Here is a 22,050-nt window from a genome sequence, read left to right as displayed (position 1 = left end):
TGCGCCTTTCCCAGCCGACGACAGCACGTGAAGCGCCTCTTTTCCTCCTTTCTGGCGGCCCTCGACAAAGGGCTGACCCTCGCGAACCCGCTATTCGCGAAGGCCGCGTGGCATCTGCGCCACCCGACCCGCCGCACGTTCGCGTGGGGGCTCGCCGCGCTGCCGGTACTGTTCGTGCTGTACGTGCTGCTGCTGATTCCGTTCACGCCGAGCATCGGCGACATCCGCCGCGCGAAGATCGAGCAACCCGCGCAGATTGTTTCCGCCGACGGCAAGCTGCTCGCCGAGTTCAAGCCGTCGAACCGCGAGTGGGTCAAGCTGAACGACATCTCGCCGACCGTCGTCAACGCGCTGATCGCGACCGAGGATCACCGCTTCTATCAGCATTTCGGGCTCGACTGGCGGCGCACCGCGTCGGCGGCGCTGCACACGTTTTCCGGCGAGCGCCAGGGCGGCTCGACGATCACGCAGCAGCTCGCGCGCAATCTGTATCCCGACGAAATCGGCCGTGCGCCGACCCTGACGCGCAAGCTGAAGGAAGCGATCACCGCGCTGAAGATCGAGGCGTTTTACACCAAGGACGAGATCCTCGAAACCTACCTGAATACGGTGCCGTTCCTGTACAACGCGTACGGCATCGAGATGGCCGCGCGCACCTATTTCGACAAATCCGCGGCCGAACTGAACGTGCTCGAAGCGGCCACGCTGACCGGCATGCTGAAGGGCAATGCGTACTACAACCCGGTGCTGAACCCGGAGCGCGCGTTGCTGCGGCGCAATACGGTGCTCGGGCAGATGGTCAAGTACGGCAAGCTGACGCCTGCCCAGTACGACATCCTGAGCCGCAAGCCGCTGCGTCTCTACTTCGAGCGCCAGGTCGAGCCGCCCGGACCCGCGCCGCACTTCACGCAGCAGTTGCGCAAATGGCTCGTCGCGTGGGCCGATCGCAATGACTACAACATCTATTCCGATGGGCTCGTCGTGCGCACGACGATCGATTCGCGCCTGCAAACGATGGCGACCCAGGCCGTCACGCTGCAGGGCAACCAGTTGCAGGGCATCGCCAACTCGGCGTGGGGCACGCGCGCGGGCTGCTCGGCGGATAAGGACCTGCTGCGCACGTTCCTGCGCGAAACGCCCGACTTCCGCGCGGCCAAAGACGCGGGCCTGTCCGACGACGACGCGCTCAAACGCCTGCTCGCCGATCGCAAGCTGGTGCAGAGCGTGTGCGACACGAAGACCCGCGTGCAGGCCGACTTCCTCGCGATGGACCCGCGCACCGGCGAGATCAAGGCGTGGGTCGGCAGCCGCGACTTTACCGTTGATCCGTTCGATCACGTGCAGCAGGCGCGCCGTCAGCCGGGCTCGACGTTCAAACCGTTCGTCTACGCGGCGGCCTTCGAGGCCGGCGCGAAGCCGGATGACAAGCTGCCCGACAATCCGGTCCAGATCGAACTCGCCGGCGGCGAAATCTGGAAGCCGAACGACGAGGACGAGCCGAGCGGCCGCATGATCACTCTGCGCGACGCGCTCGCGTATTCGCGCAACCGCATCACCGCGCAGGTGATGGAGTCGGTCGGCCCCAACAAGGTCGTCAAGCTCGCGCGCGCGATGGGCGTGCGCGACAGCCAGCTCGACCCGGTGCCGTCGCTCGCGCTCGGCACGAGCCCGGTGACGCTGAAGGAAATGGTGTCGGCGTATGGCACGATCGCGAACCTCGGCGACTATGTCGAGCCGCTGATGGTCACGCGCATCGAGGACCGCAACGGCAACGTGCTCGCCGAATTCAGGCCGGCCACGCCGAGGCGCGAGTTGCCCGCCGACACGGCGCGCACGCTCGTCGACGTGATGCGCGACGTGGTCAGCCGCGGCACCGGCGCGAGCATCCGCACGCGCTTCGGCGTGCGCGGCGACGTCGCGGGCAAGACCGGCACGACCCAGGGCAATGCCGATGGCTGGTTCATCCTGATCCAGCCGCAACTGGTGGCGGGCGCGTGGGTCGGCTTCAACGACAGCCGCGTCACGCTGCGCAGCGATTACTGGGGGCAGGGTGCGCATAGCGCGCTGCCGATCGTCGGCGATTTCTTCCAGCGCGCGCAGCGCTCACGGCTCGTCGACAGCCACGTGAAGTTCGATACCGTGCAGCAGCCGGGCTGGTTCGCGGAGCACGCGGAACGCTTGCGCGACTGGTTCGGGCAACTGTTCACGCCCGCGCAGCCGGACAAGCGGGTCGTCGCCCATGCGCCGGTGCGGCGCGCGCCGGCGGCACCGGCGCAGCCGGCGACGCCTTCACCACCGTCCGCAGCGGCGGCGGCCGCGTCACAGGCAGCGGAAGCGTCCCCGCTCCAGGGTGAAGCGCGCGGATTGCCGCCGATCCTGCCGGCGCCGGGCCTGGAATTGACTCCCGCGCCGGCGCCCGGCAATTCCGTCGACGGTGAAACGCACGGCGGCGGTGCCGCAGCGCTCGCGCCGACTCCGACGCCGGACGACGTCACGCCGCCCGACGCGGGCGGTCAGAGCGGCGAGGGGTCGAATAACGGGAGCGGGGCGAACTGAAGGCGACCCGGGCGCGCTGCCCGGGTGCGTGTCGAACTGGGTGAGAACTGGGTAAGAACTGGGTGAGAACCGGCTGAGGCAGAGGGGCTAGTACCGCGCGACGCCCGCGTCACCCGGCGGCCGTGCATGCGGATTCCCATGCGTGGTCTCGAGCGACGTGTCGTGATGCAGCAGCAATACCGCCGCCATCCCAATGAGCCCCGCGCCCGCGAGGCAGAGCAGCCCGGCGCCGAAGCCGCCGGTGCTGTCCTTGATCCAGCCCATCGCGAACGGACCGAAGAAGCCCGCCAGATTGCCGAGCGAATTGATCGCGGCGATGCCGCCCGCGGCCGCCGCGCCCGACAAAAACGCGGCCGGCAAGGTCCAGATCACCGGCAGGCAACCGAAGATGCCGAAGCCGGCAATCGACAGCGCGATCATCTTCTGCACCGGATTGTCGAGCCCGGCCGCGGCCGCGATGCCGCCCGCCGCGACGAACAGCGCGATCGCGACGTGCCAGCGGCGTTCGAGGTGGCGATCCGAATGCCGTCCCCACAGAATCATGCTGAAGAGGCCGACCACGTACGGCAGCGACGTCACGAAACCCGTCTGCAGGTTGGTGAGGCCGAACGACTTCACGATCTGCGGCAGGAAGAAGCTCAGGCCGTAGTTGGTCGCGTTCGCCCCGAAATAGATCAGCGCGATCGCGAGCACGCGCGGATTGATCAGCGCTTCCTTCACGCTGAAATGGCGCACCGCCTCGCGATGCTCACGCTCCTGCTTCTGGCGCGCGATCAGCCAGTCGCGCTCCTCGGTGCTGAGCCAGGTGGCGTCGGCGGGCTTGTCGGTCAGATAGAACAGCACCGCGAACGACAGCAGGATCGCGGGCGCCGCCTCGATCAGATACAGCCACTGCCAGCCGCCGAGTCCGCCGCGCCCGTCGAGCGACAGCAGCGCGCCGGAGATCGGTCCGCCGATCACCGTCGACAGCGGAATCGCCGCCATGAAATAGCCGACCACGCGTCCGCGGTACGCGGCGGGAAACCACAGGGTCAGCAGAAAGATGATGCCCGGGAAAAAGCCGGCCTCGGCGACGCCGAGCAGAATGCGCAGGCCGAAAAACACGTGCGCGGGCGAAAGCCCGGTGAAGCGCGAGATGTCCGGGATGAACGCCATCGCCCCCGCGAGAATGCCCCACGTGAACATGATCCGGGCGATCCAGCGGCGCGCGCCGAAGCGTTCGAGCAGCAGATTCGACGGCACTTCGAAAAAGAAGTAAGCGATAAAGAACACGCCCGCGCCGAAGCCGAACGCGCTCGCGGACAGATCGAGCGCCTTGTTCATCTGCAAGGCCGCAAAGCCGACGTTCACGCGATCGAGATAGGCGATGAAATAGCACAGCATCAGGAACGGTATCAGCCGCATCGTGACGCGGTGCAGGGTACGTGCTTCGAGATCCATTGATGTCTCCTCCGGTTCGGCGACCGGTGTATGCCGCTATGTTGTGGGGTTCGTCTGCGGTTCCATATGCCTGTCCGTCGAACGGGCATCGCTACAGACTAAACGCTTGGAAGCGTTTCCGGAAGTTCTTTTGTGAACCATGTGGTCCGCTCATTGCCGACGTCGTCGCGGCGGGGCACACGCGTTCATTGTTAAGGCTCGTGCAACAGTGTTTTCGGTTGTATCGGCTGATCTTGCGCGAACGATTCCGGATAATGACTGCCTGACTAATCAGTTAAAAATGCAGGTGTTCCACGATGTCGAATCAGGGTTCGGACAATCTTGCCGAAGCGCGCAAATCGGCACCGGTACGCGAAATCGCGTCCGTCGCACGAATGGAAAGTTCAGAAAGGAAGAGGGCGCCGCTCCTCACGCGCATGCGCGGGGCGGCCGCGGTGGCGCTCGCGTGCGCGAGTCTCGTCGGCTGCGCGTCGAGCACGGATGTGATTGAGAGCGGCAAGCCCGGCAGCTACACGGTCGCCGCCAGCGCGACCGGAGGACGCATGGCCTGGGCGCGCGCGCATGAACTCGCGATGAACGAAGCGCGCGACTACTGCGACCGTCGCGGCATGCAAAGCAGCGTGAATACGGAGACGGTCAGCGGCGTCAGCGCGATGACCGAGCACGGATCGTCGATCAATTTCGAGTGTCATCCGCGGTTCTGATGCAGCGTTGCCCGCGGCTCGTTGCACTTGCATCGATGCGGGCGGCCGGCGAGTGCCGCCGCCCGCTGGCGATTACTTTTTATCGAACGTCACCAGGTGCTGGTCGTTCGTATCCGCGACGAAAATCGCGAGCAGTTTTGCCGGCTCGGTCGTGCTGGCGTTCTCGCTGACCATGTGATGCGCGCCGGGCTTCTCGGTCCACGATTCGCCGGCATGGTAGACGCGCTCGGCGCCGTTATCGACACGGCTGCGGATCGCGCCCGACAGCACATACCCCACCACGAACGCCTGGCCGTGCCGATGCGGCGCCGATTTGCCGCCCGGCGCATAGTCGACGACGAGCGCGGTCATCGTCTTGCCCGGTACGTTCGCGATCGGCACGGCGAAGGCGGGGGTGATGGTTTCATGCGGGGCTGCGCTCGCCTCGCCGGTTTCGGCGGCATAGACGGGCGATGACGCGCCGGTGAGCGCGGCGCCGGCGAGCAACGCCGACGCGAACAGTGTGCGGATCGTGTTCATCGCGTCACTCCGCGTCAGCCGGGCACAGCGCCTCGGCTTCGTGATTTGCCGCGGGCGCGCCCTCTGCCCACCGCGCCGCGACCGCGGCCAACTCTCCGCGCGCCCTTTCGAGCGCCGCCGCCCGCGCTTCGGGATTGGCGAACTGCAGCGGCTGCGCATCGACGAACGTCGGCGCGGCAACGCCCAGAAAACCGAATGCGGCCTTCAATGCCGGCGTCAGCGCATCCATCGATTCGTACGGCGAGCCCGCGCGCAAATCCGCGCCGCGGCTCGTGATGAACAACACCTTGTGCCGGCCCAGTTGCCCGACGATGCTGCCGTCCTCCGCGTTCAGGTAGGTCACGCCGGTTCGCGTGACGCTATCGATGAACGCCTTGAACGCCGACGGCATCGACCAGTTGTACATCGGCATTGCGAACACCAGCGCGTCGGCGGCCAGCAGGCGCGCGCACAGCGCATCCGACAACGCCAGCGTCGCCTGCATCGCCGCCGTGCGCTCGTGCGCGGCCGTGTAGGTGGCGATCGCGAACGCTTCGGTGACGTGCGGCGGTGTGTCGACCGTTACGTCCAGATAGTCGACCTCGAACTCGACGCGTTGTTCGTGCAGACGCTCGAGAAAGTAGCGGGCGAGCGCGCGGGAATTCGATCGCTCGCGCTTCGCGCTGGCGTCGACGTGCATGATCTTCATGTTGTCCGTCCTTGCGGTGGGTTTAACGTGAGATCAGGTTAGACGGTCGACTGGTTTGGTGGAATAACCGGTTTTGGAGAATTCGGGGTAACCACTTTTTGTGGTTCGGACGGTGGCATGCTGGGACGCAGGTGACCCTTAGCCTTCGCGTGGCTTGGCATTGCCCGAACGTTTGACGAACGGTGCGCCGGAGAAGCCCGCCGGTGCGCGGCCCGGCACCGGTGATTTTTCGCGGGCACGGCGGGCAGGGCGCGCGGAGGCTTTTTCTGTTCGCGCCGTCTCGATCTGCCGCGACAGCGTGTCGATACGTTGGCGCAACTGTTCGGTCGCCGCCACGCGTTCAGCCAGCAACGCATCCTTTTGCGCGAGTTGCCCCTGGGTCGCGGCATGCCGCGCAGAGGAGGCGGCCAGTTCCGCTTTCGATGTGGCCAACTCGTCGCGCAGCGCGTCGCGCTCGGTACGCGATTCGGCTTCGAGCGTCGCCGTCCGCTCCTGACTCGCCTGAAGCTCCTTGCGCAGACGTTGCGCCGCGGCCCGTTCACTGTCGATTTCGAGCAATGCGCGCTTTTCCGCCGCGGCGAGGCGCTGCTCGTTCTGCTCGTGTGAGCGGCGCAGCTTCGCCAGTTCGTCGGCGAAATCGCGCCGGGCATCGGCGAGCGCGGCGGCTCCTGACGCGATTTCTTCCTTCGATGTCGCCAGTTGCGCCGTCAGCATGTCGTTCGCGGTCTGCAACTCGACGATGCGGGCGTCCAGGCCGGCAATCCGCGAGTACAAAGTCGCGGCTTCGTTCGCCGCCCGTTCGGCTTTCTCGACGGCTGCCTGACGCTGCGTGTGCTGTTGCTCGGCCAGCGCTCGCGCCGCGGCGATTTGCGCGTCCGCGTCCTGCCTGAACACGTCGAGCGCAGCGTTCGCGGCATCGCTCGACTGACGCCACAGCTGGGCGGCGAACTCGCCGGCGGCCGCTGCGACCTCGGGCGGCAAATCCGGCCGGCCGACGTCGACGCGCGTCTTGTCACGCACGTCGGTCCAGAATTCGCGCAACGCTTTGGCCGGGGCGCTCATGCTGCCTTTGCGCACCAGCTGGTACAGGCGGTTCGCCGTCGGCGTTTCGCCGTAGCGGAAAAACAGCAGCGCGCACACCTCGCGATAGAGCGTTTGCGTGTCGGGCGCGTTTTCGCGGGCGATTTCGATGTCGGCTTCGAGGGTCATGTGGAAGCGGCCGTGGGAAACTGGGGTATGTTGATAATACAACGTAAAACGCTAAATATGCTACATATCTAATTCTGATACACGACATTAGTACTATAATGTCGTGTTGGTGATTTTTCGGCTTTCACTCGGGAACTGAGTCTTTTCCAGCGGCCGCCACCCGCGACATCGCGGCACTCAAATCCAAAAACTCGGCTTCTCGCGACCTGCGACAAGGAAACGCCCGCGGATTGCAGGCGCAGTGATCGATGTAATGTGACCGCGATCGCGTGCGGGATCGCGACAGATGATTTGTGAATCGCGAGCGCCCGAATCGGCATCAACGGCGCAGCCCAAGGCCGGCAGCGTCGTCAGGAAACTCGGCACTCTGATCATGCTGACGCTGATTCAGGGGTGAAGCCGAAAACTCACTCGTCGGGCGGTACTCCGAAGTGGCCGGCTCCGCGGCCGACACCAACCCGTTTTCCATTCCATAGCGCACCAGGTCCGCGTCTCGCTCGATACTCAGTTTGAGCATTGCCGAGCTCTTTTGCGTGCTAATCGTCTTTTTACTACGACGCAACAGCTCTGCAATTTCCGTCACGGTCATCCCGGAAACAAACAGGCGTACGACCTCCAGTTCACGCCGGGTCAATGGGGACCCGACCGAGCTGCCGCGCGCACCCGGTTTGATCGCATCCGAGATCGCCGCGATGCGGGGCGACAGATAGCGGCCATTCGCGTACGCGGCATGTACCGCCACCGTCAGGTTACCAATCGGATCAGCCTTGCTGAAAATACAGCAATGCCCTCCCTTCATGAGCAGGCGCAGAACCGCCGGATTTTCCATCATGCTCAGTACCACTAGCCGCACGTTGGGATAGTGCTCACGAATGGAAGCGAAAAGTCCCAGCCCGTCGCCATAACGTCCGCCGGGCATCACGTAGTCCGAGACCAGCACGTCGCAAGGCGAGTTGGCCAGCGCGTCCATGAGTTCGGTCGAATTTTTTGCCGTCCCGACGACCGAGATCGTGCTGCTTCGTTCCAGTTCGTATCTCACGCCTTCGAGAATCACGGGATGATCGTCTGCAAGCATTACGCGAATTCTGGTTGAGGTCATAGTCGGCTTCCGTAGTAGTGGTAATTGGCGGCGTTGGAAACGCCATTCGAAATGGGGCGTCAGGACAGATTTCGAGAAGCACGACGGGCATGCAGGCAAAACTCTTCGGCGCGAATCACCAGTGCTGTCCCGCGGGGACGTTGCTGCGCTCGCTAGCGCCAGCGATCAAGCCTGAATCGCCCTATCTCAAGGCTCGAGCAACACATGTTTCGTCTGCCGCAACCCGGTGACCAAAATGAGCCGCAAAGCCCCCAGGTCATAGGCGCGTACGCGGTGATGCCGCACCTGTCGACTACCCTGCACGGCCCGCTCAAGCATCCGTGCGATCGATGCCTGTCATTCGTTTCCGCTGCCCTGCTCCCTTGTGACAGAAATTGCCAAAGAGCGACTTCGTGCTTCTTGTGTTCTGTCCTATTGACAATGAAAGGGCAAGACTTTAGCTACGCTGCATCCCATCAGTAATAGGCGCAGTCCGATAAGTGAGAAAATTCAGAGAAAATGGCGGATCGACGGGCGTGGTCGTGAACAGCCAGCGTGCGGTCGCTACAAGTGCCGGACAGTCACGGTCATTCAGTCCAGATCTTTGTGTTGGACGTGGAGTAAGTTGAGAATCTGTCAACGCCTACGTTCGTCATTGCGACTGTCCGGTCAACGACGGAAGGCAGATCCACAAGACTTCAGCCATCCGATAAGAGCATTGCTTATTGAATGTCTTTTGAAAGCGCAGGCTCGGTTCCCGCGTTTATTCCGTGGAGGAACTGTCCGAAGTCTTCTGCGACGAAGTCACCAGTCCATTTTCCAACGCATATCGATACAGATCGACTTCCCGTTCAATGCCCAGTTTTTCCATCGCCTTCGATTTCTGGGTGCTGATGGTTTTCTTGCTGCGACTCAACCTCTCGGCAATTTCGTTCACAGTCAGCCCGGATGCAAAAAGACGCACGACTTCGGATTCGCGCTGACTCAGCACGTCCGTTGTGCCCCTGCCCCGGCGGTTCCAGTCAATCGACTGGACGATCTGGTTGATCGTTGGCGAATAGTATTTGCCGCCGCTATGAACGGCATGAACGGCGGGGATCAGGTGGCCAGCAGCATCGGATTTGCTCACGATGCACGTTACGCCTTGCGTCACGAGCGCGCGTACCACGGCGGGGTTGTCCAGCATGGTTAGAACCACGATCCGGATCTCGGGATAGCGACGCTTGATCAGCGAGAACAGCGCGATTCCATCACCGTATTCGCCCGCAGGCATTGCGTAATCGGATACGACAACGTCGCATGGCGTGCTGGCGAGAAGCGCGATCAATTCAGTCGAATTCCTCGCTGTTCCTACCAGCTGGATCGTTTTTACATTTGAAAACTCATGCTCGATACCGCTGAGCATGACAGGATGATCATCGGCAAGTATCACTCGAATAACGAACGCATCCATGCTGTCGATCTCATCGAAATTGGACATTTGTATGATAACTATCGGCGGGCTATTTGCTCAACGTTTACCTTCACATTCTGCGATCCCTCGTTTTTTCGACCAAATACCTGAGGCGTTTAATTTATTGCGTCGAAGGCGACCGAGCGCGTGTCGGTCACCCTTCGGCAGCGGTTGGCAAGCCCGGTCCCGAGCGCGCGTGGGTCGATCGGAACCCTAACGAAAGCTACTGGGCGATCCGCCGGCTAACCTGGTTTTCCTGCTGATTCAACGCGCGTTGATCGGCACGCGTCAGATGGCTGTAATCCTGCGACGCCATATCGCGCTCCTCCTGCCGGATTTGCCGGTCGTCGCGATGCAGATTGCGGGCTTCGCCTCTGGACATCTGCCCGTCCTGAACGTCTCGATGGATGCGGTTGTTCTGGTTGGCAAGGCGGTTGTTCACTTCGACGCGCCGGGGATGGTTCGCCGCCCACTGCCCCGCCTGCGCGGTCGATCCGATGGCGAGTGTTCCGACGGCTGCGACGATGAGACTGCCAATAAGAGTCTTCCGCCTCAACATGATCTCTCTCCCTTGTAAAGTTGGTTTCGGCGATCGTTCGATCACCTACTCTCTTTAACGAGGGACGACTGATGTCCCGTCGGCAGGCCGTGTAAAGGTTTGTAACCCGTGCCGGGCGCCGGTACGCGGCAATCGAAACCGCGCGACGCTCGCCGCGCTCGATGCGGCACGCGACATAGTATTCTGCAGTGCACCTGTTCGACCGATCATCTGACTTGAGGAGCCGGGCCAATGGATAGCATCGACACACTTGTCGTAGCGGCATTCGCTTTTGTCGGCAGCCACTTTCTTCTGTCCCATCCGTTGCGCGCGGGGATGGTCCATGCAGTCGGCGAACGGGGAGCCATGGGCATCTATTCGCTGATTGCGATACTGACATTCGGCTGGATGGTGATGGCTTACGACAGGACGCCCGTTTCCGCGCCGCTATGGCCGGCAGGCGCCGCGCTGTGGGCGGTCGTGACCGTGATTATGCTGATCGCATCGATCCTTCTGATGGGCTCGCTGATCCGCAACCCCGCGCTGCCCAGCGTCGGCCGGTCCGCCGCGTTTCCCGACGCGGCGCACGGCGTGTACGCGGTCACACGTCACCCGATGATGTGGTCGTTCGCGCTATGGGGTCTTTGTCATATCGCGTTGTTCCCGGTCACCCGCAACATCGTGCTTGCCGGCGCGATCGTCGTCCTCGCGCTGGTCGGTGCCGCGTTGCAGGACCGCAAGAAGCGGCAGCTGCAACCCGAGCTGTGGCCCGCATGGGAGTCGAAGACGAGCTATCTGCCGTTCGCGGCGATCGCCGCCGGCCGCGCGCGGCTGGGCGGGTTCGGCATGCACGCGCTGGCAAGCGGCGTGGTTTTCTGGCTGGTGGCGAGCTGGGCTCATATCCCGCTCGCCGGCGTGCCGGCCGGCATCTGGCGCTGGCTCTAGGCGGCCGATGCCACGAGATTTGTTCTCGTGACGCAAGACTCTTTGTCCACGGTGTGTGTTCGAATTCGCGGCGGTTGCGCCTACAGTGCGCTGCATCGGGTCCATCGATTCGAACGGCCGGCAGGCCGGATCAATCACACTGTGAGACAAACCATGAGCACTTCCAAAGTCGTCATCGTCACCGGCGCATCGCAAGGCATTGGCGCAGAAACCGGCAAAGCGTTCCGCGCGCAGGGTCATCGCGTCGTCGCCACGGCTCGCTCGATCGCACCGGCCGCCGAGGCAGACTACGTCGCCGTGGCCGGCGACATCGGCGACGCCGCGACCGCGCGCCGCGTCGTCGACGCCGCCATCGAGCACTTCGGCCGTGTCGATACGCTCGTCAACAACGCGGGCATCTTCATCGCGAAGCCCTTCACGCAGTACACCGCCGAAGACTACGCGGCAATCCTGAACGTCAACCTGAACGGCTTCTTTTACATCACCCAGTACGCGATCGACGCGATGCAGAAGCACGGCAGCGGTCACGTGGTGAACATCACCACCACGCTCGCCGACAAGGCGAACAGCAAGGTTCCGTCGGTACTCGCGTCGCTGACGAAGGGCGGTCTGAATGCCGCGACGCGTTCGCTCGCGATCGAATATGCACGCGCCGGTATCCGCGCCAACGCTGTGTCGCCCGGCATCATCAAGTCGCCGATGCATCCGGCCGAATCGCACGCGACGCTCGGCGCGATGCATCCGGTCGGCCACATGGGCGACATGAGCGACATCGTCAACGCGATCCTCTACCTCGACTCGGCACCGTTCGTGACCGGCGAGATCCTGCACGTGGACGGCGGCCAGAGCGCCGGCAATTAAATGGTCTAGCGCCTGCCCTGCACGACCGGCAAGTCGAACCCCACCCGCACCCACGACGCGATTCACCGTCGGTGCGGGTCTCCGCACATTGCGCGCGTGATCCGATTCACGCGCTCGACACCACACTCAAGGAGCTCACCATGTCCGTTCAACAGAAACTCGCCGAACTCGGTCTCGAACTGCCCACTCCGCCGCAACCGCTGGGCAGCTATACGGCCGTCAGCGAAACCGGGAACCTGCTCTTCGTCTCGGGGCAGGTGCCGCTGTCCAACGGCAAGATGGCTTATACGGGGCGTGTCGGCGACACCTTGACGCTCGAACAGGGCCGCAAGGCTGCCCAACTCGCCGCGCTCAACGCACTCGCGCAGATCTCGCGTCATCTCGGCGGTTTCGAGCGTCTGCATCACATCGTTCGCGTCGAGGGGCACGTCAGTTCCGCCGATGGGTTCTTCGATCAGCCCGCTGTGGTCGACGGCGCTTCGGACCTGTTCGCCGCCGTGCTCGGCGACAAGGCGGGACATGCGCGCTCGGCGTTCTCGCATAGCCAGGGCCCGGCCAACGCCGCCGTCGTGATCGTCGTCATCGCCGAGATCGTACCCGCCTGATCGGCGCGCGCCACGCGTGGCCCATGCCCTTCCCGCTTCGCGCCGCGCGGCTCGAACGGGTTCATGAGCCGGCGGTGGGCCGGCTCACTTCATTTAGAACATATCCGACGCCGCCTGACGCACCGCGTGCGTGCCCCCGGCTTCCCGCTCATCGCGAGACGGGATGAAAGGCCCGGTGATCATCTGCGCGTAGCTTTGTCCCGGCCCGACCATTGGAAACACATCGGCGTTCTGGTCGATCATGACTTCGAGGAACGCCGGTCCAGCGAATTCGACAAAGGCCCTCAGTTTCCCTTCCAGTTCCGCGAGCGATTCGACGCGCTGCGCGAACTCGAACCCATCGGCCTGCGCCGCCATCACGAAGTCCTTCCGATGAAGCGACTTGTCGCTCACGCACAGGCGTCCGTCGTAAAAGAGACGTTGCCACTGCCGGATCATCCCGTCACCGACGTTGTTGAGCAGCAGCACTTTGACAGGAACGCCATAGGTAGTCGCCGTTTCCAGGTCGCCGATATTCATGCGCATGCTGCCGTCGCCATCGATGTCGATCACGAGGGCATCCGGGCGCCCGATCTGCGCGCCGATCGCGGCGGGCAGCCCGAACCCCATCGTCCCCATGCTGCCCGAGCTCAGAAAGCTGCGCGGCTCGACGAAGTCGAAGAACTGCGCGGCCCACATCTGGTGCTGACCGACGCCGGTGGTCACTATGGCCCGGCCGCCGGTGATCTCGCTCAACTTTTCGACCACCAACTGCGGCTGGATCAGCTCGCTGTTGCGGTCGTAGTTCATGCCGTAACGCCGCTTCAGTTCGGCGATGTGCTCGACCCACGCCGACGGCGCCTCGAACTGCGCATCGTGCTCCATCAACGACAGCAACGCATCCTTCGCGTCGCCCACATGGGTCCAGTGCGCGCGCTTCACCTTGTTGATTTCCGCTTCGTCGATATCGATGTGCGCGACGTAGCGTGCTCGCGGCGCAAACGCGTGCGGGCGGCCGCCGGCGACCCGGTCGTCGAACCGCGCGCCCACCGCGATCAGAAAATCGCAGTCTTCCACCGCATAGTTCGCACACGCTGCCCCGTGCATGCCGAGCATGCCGAGGCCCAGTTCGTGTTTCACCGAGATCGTGCCGAGACCCATCAGCGTGTGCACCACCGGGATCCGGTAGCGCTCGGCGAACTGGCGTAGTTCCGCCGTGGCGCCCGCCGTGATGATGCCGCCGCCGACATACAGCAGCGGACGCCGGCTTTGCGCGAGCAGCTCGAAAAACTCGCCGCGCTTGCGCTCGTCGAGATGCGCGCCTTTGGCCACCTTGCGAAGACGATCCGAGTAGCCGCGAAACGCGAGCGTACCCTGCCCTTGCCACGTGCCGGTCCAGTTCTGGATGTCTTTCGGCACATCCACGACGACGGGACCGGGCCGCCCGGTGCGTGCGACTTCGAATGCGGTGCGCAGCGTCTGTTCGAGCTTGTCCGGATCGGTGACGAGAAACACCTGCTTCGCGCACGCCGACATGATGTTGAACACCGGCGCTTCCTGAAACGCATCGCTGCCGATCGCGCCGCGCGGCACCTGTCCGCAGATCAGCACGACCGGCACCGAATCGCCGTTGCAGTCGGCGATCGGCGTCACCGCGTTGGTCGCGCCAGGGCCGGACGTGACCATGAAAACGCCCACCTTGCCGCTCGCGCGCGCATAGCCCGCCGCCATGAAGCCCGCGGCCTGTTCGTTGGCGGGTACGACGAGGTTGATCTGCCGCGCCGGATCGTCCGCATGCAGTTCGTTGAAACGGAACACCGCGTCGTAGGTCGGCAGGATTGCGCCGCCGCTATAGCCGAACACCGTATCGACGCCCTGTTCGCTGAGCACGCGCAAGATGATGTCGGCACCCGACAACGATTCACCGGCAAACGGTGACTTCTGAATTTCCTGCACGGCAATTTTCGGGGTTTTGCTCATAACTGACTCGCGTGGAACTGGTCCTTCAAATTCTGACGACAATGGACGCGGCTTGCGCGGATAAATGGTTCATCCCTGGGACATGATGGCGCGCATCCGGGACATCAATCGGTGTGGCGGTCCATGACGTCGAAGCGGCTTCGAATCGCGACGGCCATCGCGCCGCAGCGCGGCGCATTCCCGCCGTTGGCGATCCGCCCTCCGCGAAACGCGCTCGAGCGCTCGAGCGCTCGAGCGTCGTTCGCGTCACCACTCCTTGATCTTCACCTCGTAGTTGTCGTCGTAGAACGCGACGAGAAACTCCTCGGGCATCAGCCACGAGTCGACGCTCACGCTTTGCGCGCCAACATCGACCTCGACTTTCGCGTCGGGATCGACCGACTTCATCGCATGCACGATCGTCGGAGTATCGTCTGTGCGGATTGCAGTTTTCATCGAGAACTTCATGATTCACCTCTCCAGTCAACAACGTTCGAACCAGGCGGTAACGCGCGATCAATCGGGGGTTGCCTGGACGTCGACCACCGTCCCCCGATTCGCGCCCATCCAGTGAATCGCGGCGGCGAGCATGCCGAGCGCGATGCCGAATACGACGATGCCGGTCCAGCCATAGCGTGTCATCAACCAGCCGCTGACCGTGGCACCGACCGCACCACCGAAAAAGGTGGCCGTCATATAAAGGCTATTGATGCGGCCCTGCGCTTTCGGATCGACGGCGAACGCGCGCGTCTGATTCGATACGAGGCCGGACTGCACGCCGATATCGAGCACGATCACGCCCACGATCAACAGCGTGAGCGAGCTCGCCGCGCCCGACAGCAGCAGATACGACAGCGTGACGATGCCGATGCTCGCGCCGATCACCTTGCGGAAGCCGACGCGGTCGGTCGCATTGCCGCCGAGTGAAGCCGCAAACGCGCCGGCCGCGCCGATCACGCCGAAGCCGCCCGCCCACGCGCTGCCGAGATGCCACGGTCCGCTCGCGAGCAGCGCGGCGAGATTGACCCAGAACGCGTTGAAGCAGGCCCACAGCAAGGCCTGAATCAGCATCGATTCGCGGATCGGCCGGTTATCCCGCGCGAGCGGCCACAACGAAGCGAGCAGGCGCCCATAGGATAGATCCGTCGACGGCACGCCGCGTGGCAGCAGTGCCGCGGCCGCGATCCAGACCGGCACCATGAAGGCCGCTTCGGCGCCGTACACCGCGCGCCATCCGTACGCCGCGCCGATCACGCCGGCGATCGTACGGCCGGCCAGGATGCCGACCATGATCCCGCTCACCACGGTCCCAACGTTACGCCCACGCTCGCTCGGCATCGACATGACGGCGGCGAACGGCACCAGCTGCTGCGGAACGCAGCTCACGATGCCAAGGCCGAACGACGCCGCGACGAGCGCCCAGATGCCGGGCGCGACGGCCGCCGCGACGCCGAGCACGCAGGCGAGCGCGATCTGGATCAGCACCAGCTTGCGGCGGTCGAAGCGGTCACCGAGCGGCAGCAGCAACGCGAGCCCGCTCGAAAAGCCGAGCAGCGCTGCGGCGGCGACGAGGTCGACCGTCGTCACGTCGACGCGCAGACCCGCGGCGATCAGCGGCAGGATCGGCTGCGTGCAGTAAATGTTGGTGATCACCGCGCCGGCGACGATCGCCATCATGAGGATCTTGCCGCGCGACGCGAATGCGGGCGCGGCGGGTCGATCGGTGAGGTGGGTTGAGTCGCGCACTGCAGGCTCCTTGTTGTTTATTTGCTCCGGCTTTTGCGGCCACATGCCGCGCTCCGGCTTCCACTCATGAACGTTACGCGCTTGCGTTGATCAAGAGAATCCATCAGTATCGAGATTCATCCTTCCATTTATCGATAGGGTCATGAATCGTCTCGAAGCAATGTCCATCCTCGTCGCGGTCGTGGACGCCGGCAGTCTGTCGGCGGCAGCGCGCCGGCTCGACCTGCCGCTCGCCACGGTCAGCCGCAAGGTTGGAGAACTCGAATCGCATCTGAAAACACGTTTGCTTCACCGCACGACGCGCAAGCTCTCGTTGACCGAAGCCGGCGGTTCATACGTCGCCGCGTGCCGGCGCATCCTCGAAGAGATCGGCGAGGCCGAGCGCGCCGCAACGGGCGAATACGCGGCACCCAGGGGCCAGCTGGTGGTCACCGCGCCGGTCCTTTTCGGCCGTCTGCATGTCGTGCCGGTCGTCGCGGATTTTCTGGCGCACTACCCGGAAATCGACATCGATCTCGTGCTGACGGACCGCGTCGTGCATCTGCTGGACGAGCATGCCGACGTCGCGATCCGGATCGGCGAATTGCCCGATAGCACGCTCGTCGCGAGAGGCGTCGGCGCGGTGCGCCGGGTCATCTGCGGCAGTCCCGCGTACCTCGATGCGCACGGTGTGCCGGCCAGACCGGCGGATCTCGGCGCGCATCGCTGCATCACGTTCGAAGCGCTCGAGTCGACGCGCGCCTGGACCTTCGGGTCCGGCAAGTCCGTGCTGTCCGTGCCGGTGCAATCGCGCCTCGCCGTGAACACGGCGGACGCCGCGATCGCGGCGGCGATTCTCGGCGTCGGGCTGATACGTGTGCTCTCCTACCAGGTGGCGGACGCGATCCGCGCGACGGAACTTCGTGTCGTGCTCGAAGCGTTCGAGTCGACGCCGCTGCCGATCCATCTGGTGCACGCGGGGCAAACGCCGTTGCCTTTGAAGCTGCGCGCGTTCCTCGACTTCGCGACGCCGCGGCTACACGCGCGCATCTCAGGCGAGCCGATCGGCGTCGGCGAAACCTGACTGCGCACGCGTCGCTGCGCTCTTTACTCCGGACACGATGGCCACGTCAGCCACGCTTTTCGCCGAGCCCTTCGTCAGCCGCCGTAGGTCGACTCCCATCCCCCGCCCAGCGCTTTGCATAGCGTGATCAGATTGGTCGCGGCGGTGGCTTTGCTCTTCTGCAGATTGCTCTGCGCTTCGAGCAATTGCCGCTGCACGTTCAGCACGTCGAGATAGTCGAGCGCGCCCGCCTTGTAGCGTTCCCGCGCCACCGCCAGCGCGCGCTCGTTCATGCCGACGGCCGTGGCGAGCCGATCGCGGCGCTGCTGTTCGGCGTCGTAGGTGACGAGCGCATCGTCGACTTCCCGCCACGCGCGCAGCACCGTCTGCTTGTAGACGATCGCCGCTTCCTGTTGTTGCGCTTCGCGCAGTTGCAGCGTGCCCTTCAGACGGCCTCCCTCGAAGATCGGCAGCGTAATCGAAGGCCCGACGACGAACTGCCCGGACGCCCAGCTGGCGAGGTTCGACAACTGCAGACTCTGAAAGCCCGCGCTGCCGTTCAGCGTGATGCGCGGATAGAAATCGGCCTTCGCGACGCCGACGCTCGCGGTTGCCGCGTGCAGGTCCGCCTCCGCCTTGCGGATATCGGGGCGCCGCTGCACGAGCTCGGACGGAAAGCCGATCGGCACCTGCGCGGGCAGCACCGGCACCTCGCGCGGGTCGGCAAGCGTTTGCCGCAGCGCACCGGGTTCCTGCCCGAGCAGCAGCCCGATCGCGTTGATCGTGGTCTCGCTGCGCGACTCCAGCGTCGGAATCAGGCTTTCGATGTTTTCCACCTGCGCGGCGGCGTTCGACACGTCGAGATCGGTCGTGACGCCTTCATGCGCGCGAACCCGCGTGAGCTTCAGCACGTCGTTGGCGATGTCGAGGTTCTGTTTCGCGATCTGCAGCAGATCCTGCGTGTCGCGCAGCTCGACATAGTCGCGCGCCAGCTCCGCGCGCGCGCTCAACAGCACCGCGTTGCGGTCCTCGTACGAGGCCTGCGACATCGCGGTCGCCGCCTCGACGCTGCGGCGCACGTGTCCCCACAAATCGACCTCCCAGGACGCATCGAAGCCGGCCTGATACAGGTTGTAGGCGGGCGAGCCCTTGGAGCCCGGCATGGCCGCCACGCCGAGCGGCGCGCTGCCCGAAGCCGATTGCGGCTGGCTCTGCGTCGGCGTGACGCCGAGCAGCGACAGGATGCCGTTTTCGCTGCCGCGTTCGCGGTTGTACGAGACGGCGCCGTCGAGCGTCGGGTATTCGGCGGCGCCGACCACGCGACGCTCGGCCCGGCTTTGCAGCAAACGCGCGGAAGCCGCTGCGACGTCGAGGTTGGCGTCCGCCAGCTGCTTTTCCAGATCGTTCAGTACCGGATCGTTGAACAGCGTCCACCAATCCGGACCGAACTGGGCTTGCACGGCCCGGCTCGGCGACTGCGCGGCTTGCGTGCGCTCGAAGACCTGCGGCGTGGCAGTTTGCGGACGTTCGAAGTTCGGACCCACCGTGCACGCCGTCAGCGCGACACAGCTCAGAAGCGCCGCGATGAGCGCGCGCAGAGAGTATTCGCTCGTGTTCATTCCCGTTCCGCTCCCTCGGCCGTCCCTTCGCCACCGCGGCCCACCATGACGTCCGCTTCGACCGACAGCCCCACGCTCAACGCGGACGCCCTCGCCTGTCCGCGATCGATCGTGATCTTGACGGGCACCCGCTGCACCACCTTCGTGAAGTTGCCGGTGGCGTTGTCGGGCGCGATCGGCGCGAAGGCGACGCCGGTCGCCGGCGCGAGGCTATCGATGCGGCCGAGGATCACCACGCCGGGCAGGCTGTCCACGGTCACGCGCACGCGTTCACCCGGGCGCATATTGGTGATCTGGCTCTCCTGGAAGTTGGCGACCACGTACGCATCCGACAGCGGCACGATCGCCAGCACCGGCGCGCCGGGCGTCACGAATGCGCCGACCCGCGCCGAACGACGGCCGACCTTGCCGTCGACGGGCGCGCGGATCTCCGTGTACGACAGGTTGAGCCTGGCCTGCTCGAGCGCCGCCTCGGCGTGTTGCTGCGCGCCCGCGGCCTTGTCGCGCTGCGTGCGCAGCACGTCCAGATTCTGCTCGGTGGCCAGCAACGCCGCCTGGTCGTGCGACTGCTGCGCAAGCTGCTGCGCGAGCGAGCTCGACGCGCGTTGTTGCTCCTGCGCCGTGCCCGCGCCGGCGTCGGAAAGGTTCTGGTAGCGCGACGCGTTGGCCCGCGCAAAACCGAGCGAGGCGTCGTCGGCGCGCAGCGTCGCGCGCGCCTGCTCGACCAGCGACGGCTGCCGCGCGATCTCCGCATCGAAGTTCGCCACCGACGCCTTCGCCGCGACCACTTCCGCCTCGGCGCTCATCAATGCCGCGCGAAAGTCGCGGTCATCGATGCGCACGAGCAGTTGGCCCGCCTTGACGTCCTCGTTGTCGTTGACCAGTACCTCGGTGATCTGGCCAGGGACGCGCGGCGCGACGAGCGTGAAGTCCGCGGTGACGTAGGCGTCGTTGGTGGACTCGGTCGTCGGGCTCGCGAGCAGCCTCGTCGCGGCCCATGCAGCGAGGCCGACGACGCCGATGACCGCGGCGATACGAAAGATCTTCAATGGGGATGGCATAGTCGTTGACATGGGAATCGTTTCTCAATGCGAAGAAGGCGGCGTCGTGCTCCACGGCGGATAGATGCGCACCGGCAGCACTGGAACCAGTAGGAGAAGCGCAATGGCGACACACGCCATCACGCGGTACAGATCGGCGGAAGTCAGCACGACCGCCTGTTCGTGGAGCCGGTGCGCGAGCTGACCCAGACCGTAGTTCGCTTCGAAGCCCTGGTTCGCCATCAGCGGGCGGTTGCCTAGCTGGTCGACCAGCATGCTCGAATGGAAATGCTCGCGCGCGGTTCCCACGCCTTCGATGAGCCCGCTTGCCACCGCCGCGGAAAACGTCTTGACGGTATTGAACATCGCCGAAGCGAACGGACCTTCGGTGGGCGGCAGCCCCGTGGTCACGCCCATCAGGATCGACATGATCACCAGCGGCTGCGCGACGATCTGCAACGATTGCAGCAGGTAGAAGTTGTCGCGGATCCACTCCGAGGTCATGAAGCTTCCCAACACACAGGTAGCAAGCATCAGCGCGAGACCGGTGGCGATCACCCAGCGGTGATCGGCGCGGCGCGTATTCAGCAACGCGGCCGTCAGCGGCAGCGTGACCAACAGCGGGACGGCCAGAAACAGCGACAGCGGCGCGGTCTGCAGCGGTCGGTAGGTATGGACTTTCGCCAGATACTGGCCGGGTATCGCCGCGACGCCCACCAGCAGGATCACGGTGCCGACCAGGGTCGACAGTCCATGCGTGAAATTCCTGCGCGCAAGCAGTTGCAGCTTGAAAAACGGCACCGGTTCGAACCATTCGTTGACGAGAAATGCGGCGAGCAGCAGCGTCCCCGCGCCGAACATCACGCGAATGAAGCCGGAATCGAACCAGTCGAGACGATCGCCCTGCAAAAGACCGGTCACGAGCATCGCGACGGCGGGAAATCCGGTCACGAAGCCGATCCAGTCGAACGAGCGAAACCGTTCGAGCTTCAGCGGATCCGCCGGAAGCCCCCGCTGAATCGCGATGCAGCACAGCACGCCGAGCGGAACGATCTGCCAGAACGCCATGCGCCAGCTGACGAACTCAGTCCACAACGCGGCGAGCGGGGTGCCGAGGGCCGGCCCGAAGGTCGCTGTCAGCGCATAGCCGGCAAGGCCATACAGCTTCAGATTGGGCGGCAGATAGCGCAGCGCCACGATGATCAGCATCGGCGGAAGACATCCGCCCGCGACGCCCTGAAGAATCCGCAGCGCGTAAAGCGTCGGCAGATTCGGGGCGAACGGGCACAGCAGGCCGAAGAGCATCGTCGCGAGTACGGCGCCGATCGTGAATCGCTTCAGCGTGAACGTGATGCCGAACCACGGCGCAAACACCATCGTCGCGACGTTCGCTGCTTCGAATAGCGCGGTGAGCCACGTGCCGTCGTCATGTCCGATCAGAAATGCGCCCTGGATATCAGCCATCGCGGCCGCGGTGACCTGCTCGTTGAGAATCGCCAGCAGCGACGCGAACAACATGCCGACGAGCCCGAGCGCGATGCGCGCCGTAAACGGCGCCTGCGCGGGAGCCGTCCGGGGCGGCGCCGCTACCGCGTGCACAGCACTGCGCTCCAGCGATTGCGGGATACTCGGCGCTTCCGTTTCAGTCGTCATAGGTTTCACCCGCCCTCGTTTAGTTAGCTGTACTGCCAGATGCCGATAGTCAGCTGTCGGTTCGCTGTTTTACGTTGCTGTTCATCAGATACTTAATTGTCAGAGATCGAGCCGATTTCTGAAAGCTTCGGCATGGCAGGTTTTGGGCCATCTAGTGCGGAAAATTTGCCAGGCCGCGCTGTGTCGACCCACTGTGCGTCGCGCGCTCGGCATGGGCGCAAAAGCGCGCGTCGCGACGAACCAGAGTGGTTCGTCACGGCCATTCCTTTTACGCGGTGGCTTGAGACAAGCGGAACGCAGATGCGCGATTGGCCGTTACAGGCTGACTGGAACTGGCCCGTATGTGTTGGGGCCAAAGCGGGAGATGCGGCTTACGGAGCCGCGAAGGCCAGCAGCGCGCGGTCGGTGGCAACCGC

General features: G+C 64.4%; 19 protein-coding genes. 6 read left to right on the top strand and 13 right to left on the bottom strand.

The window, feature by feature from the left end; genetic code table 11:
* Positions 1-27 precede the first annotated feature (27 nt).
* The gene (locus EVC45_RS22395; RefSeq protein ID WP_129960422.1) at positions 28-2,556 is read left to right on the top strand and encodes a penicillin-binding protein 1A; all 2,529 of its coding nucleotides are present in this window, start codon (positions 28-30) and stop codon (positions 2,554-2,556) included.
* A gap of 87 nt (positions 2,557-2,643) precedes the next feature.
* Here EVC45_RS22395 and EVC45_RS22390 read toward each other — a convergent pair whose 3' ends face one another.
* The gene (locus EVC45_RS22390; RefSeq protein WP_129960421.1) at positions 2,644-3,996 is read right to left on the bottom strand and encodes an MFS transporter; all 1,353 of its coding nucleotides are present in this window, start codon (positions 3,994-3,996) and stop codon (positions 2,644-2,646) included.
* A gap of 296 nt (positions 3,997-4,292) precedes the next feature.
* Here EVC45_RS22390 and EVC45_RS22385 point away from each other — a divergent pair, with 296 nt between their 5' ends.
* Positions 4,293-4,700, top strand: coding sequence for a hypothetical protein (locus EVC45_RS22385; protein ID WP_129960420.1), 408 nt, complete (start codon positions 4,293-4,295; stop codon positions 4,698-4,700).
* Positions 4,701-4,772: 72 nt separating this feature from the next.
* Here the strand turns inward: EVC45_RS22385 and EVC45_RS22380 are convergent, their stop codons facing one another.
* The 6 genes from EVC45_RS22380 to EVC45_RS22355 all read right to left on the bottom strand — a co-directional run bounded on the left by EVC45_RS22380 (position 4,773) and on the right by EVC45_RS22355 (position 10,206).
* Positions 4,773-5,219, bottom strand: coding sequence for a cupin domain-containing protein (locus tag EVC45_RS22380; protein ID WP_129960419.1), 447 nt, complete (start codon positions 5,217-5,219; stop codon positions 4,773-4,775).
* A gap of 4 nt (positions 5,220-5,223) precedes the next feature.
* A complete protein-coding gene (locus EVC45_RS22375) occupies positions 5,224-5,907 on the bottom strand; it encodes an FMN-dependent NADH-azoreductase (protein ID WP_129960418.1) in 684 nt (227 codons plus the stop codon).
* 138 nt (positions 5,908-6,045) lie between these two features.
* A complete protein-coding gene (locus tag EVC45_RS22370; protein WP_129960417.1) occupies positions 6,046-7,116 on the bottom strand; it encodes a DNA-binding protein in 1,071 nt (356 codons plus the stop codon).
* 319 nt (positions 7,117-7,435) lie between these two features.
* Entirely contained in the window at positions 7,436-8,215 is a 780-nt protein-coding gene (locus EVC45_RS22365) for a response regulator transcription factor (protein WP_129960416.1), read from the bottom strand.
* Between the two features lie 742 nt (positions 8,216-8,957).
* Positions 8,958-9,674, bottom strand: a complete 717-nt coding sequence (locus EVC45_RS22360; protein WP_129960415.1) for a response regulator transcription factor — start codon at positions 9,672-9,674, stop codon at positions 8,958-8,960.
* Between the two features lie 196 nt (positions 9,675-9,870).
* Entirely contained in the window at positions 9,871-10,206 is a 336-nt protein-coding gene (locus EVC45_RS22355; RefSeq protein ID WP_129960459.1) for a hypothetical protein, read from the bottom strand.
* 231 nt (positions 10,207-10,437) lie between these two features.
* On the opposite strand from EVC45_RS22355, the gene EVC45_RS22350 reads away from it, so the two are divergent.
* The 3 genes from EVC45_RS22350 to EVC45_RS22340 all read left to right on the top strand — a co-directional run bounded on the left by EVC45_RS22350 (position 10,438) and on the right by EVC45_RS22340 (position 12,596).
* Entirely contained in the window at positions 10,438-11,130 is a 693-nt protein-coding gene (locus EVC45_RS22350; protein WP_129960414.1) for an NnrU family protein, read from the top strand.
* Between the two features lie 153 nt (positions 11,131-11,283).
* On the top strand, positions 11,284-11,991 hold the full coding sequence (locus tag EVC45_RS22345) for an SDR family NAD(P)-dependent oxidoreductase (protein ID WP_129960413.1): 708 nt from the start codon (positions 11,284-11,286) through the stop codon (positions 11,989-11,991).
* A 140-nt stretch (positions 11,992-12,131) separates the two neighbouring features.
* Positions 12,132-12,596, top strand: a complete 465-nt coding sequence (locus tag EVC45_RS22340) for a RidA family protein (protein WP_129960412.1) — start codon at positions 12,132-12,134, stop codon at positions 12,594-12,596.
* A gap of 93 nt (positions 12,597-12,689) precedes the next feature.
* Here the strand turns inward: EVC45_RS22340 and ilvB are convergent, their stop codons facing one another.
* The 3 genes from ilvB to EVC45_RS22325 form a co-directional block, all read right to left on the bottom strand.
* Positions 12,690-14,555, bottom strand: coding sequence for a biosynthetic-type acetolactate synthase large subunit (gene ilvB, locus EVC45_RS22335; protein WP_129960411.1), 1,866 nt, complete (start codon positions 14,553-14,555; stop codon positions 12,690-12,692).
* 246 nt (positions 14,556-14,801) lie between these two features.
* Positions 14,802-15,002, bottom strand: a complete 201-nt coding sequence (locus EVC45_RS22330) for a copper chaperone (RefSeq protein WP_129960410.1) — start codon at positions 15,000-15,002, stop codon at positions 14,802-14,804.
* Positions 15,003-15,050: 48 nt separating this feature from the next.
* On the bottom strand, positions 15,051-16,325 hold the full coding sequence (locus EVC45_RS22325) for an MFS transporter (protein ID WP_129960409.1): 1,275 nt from the start codon (positions 16,323-16,325) through the stop codon (positions 15,051-15,053).
* A gap of 97 nt (positions 16,326-16,422) precedes the next feature.
* Between EVC45_RS22325 and EVC45_RS22320 the strand changes: the two genes are divergently transcribed.
* Positions 16,423-17,343 (top strand): LysR family transcriptional regulator, encoded by a 921-nt coding sequence (locus tag EVC45_RS22320; RefSeq protein ID WP_129960408.1) that lies wholly within the window; start codon positions 16,423-16,425, stop codon positions 17,341-17,343.
* A gap of 74 nt (positions 17,344-17,417) precedes the next feature.
* On the opposite strand, the gene EVC45_RS22315 is transcribed toward EVC45_RS22320, so the two are convergent.
* Genes EVC45_RS22315 through EVC45_RS22305 form a run of 3 tightly spaced genes read right to left on the bottom strand, consistent with a single transcriptional unit; the run spans position 17,418 to position 21,634 of the window.
* Positions 17,418-18,941 (bottom strand): efflux transporter outer membrane subunit, encoded by a 1,524-nt coding sequence (locus tag EVC45_RS22315; protein WP_129960407.1) that lies wholly within the window; start codon positions 18,939-18,941, stop codon positions 17,418-17,420.
* The gene (locus EVC45_RS22310; protein WP_129960406.1) at positions 18,938-20,014 is read right to left on the bottom strand and encodes an HlyD family secretion protein; all 1,077 of its coding nucleotides are present in this window, start codon (positions 20,012-20,014) and stop codon (positions 18,938-18,940) included. The genes EVC45_RS22315 and EVC45_RS22310 overlap by 4 nt, the downstream gene beginning before the upstream one ends.
* Positions 20,015-20,026: 12 nt before the next feature.
* Positions 20,027-21,634, bottom strand: a complete 1,608-nt coding sequence (locus tag EVC45_RS22305; protein ID WP_129960405.1) for an MFS transporter — start codon at positions 21,632-21,634, stop codon at positions 20,027-20,029.
* Positions 21,635-22,050 lie beyond the last annotated feature (416 nt).

Source organism: Paraburkholderia sp. UYCP14C, from assembly GCF_004197395.1.
Lineage (GTDB): Bacteria > Pseudomonadota > Gammaproteobacteria > Burkholderiales > Burkholderiaceae > Paraburkholderia.
The sequence above is the reverse complement of the archived record's forward strand: the minus strand, read 5'-3'. Positions and strand labels throughout refer to the sequence as shown.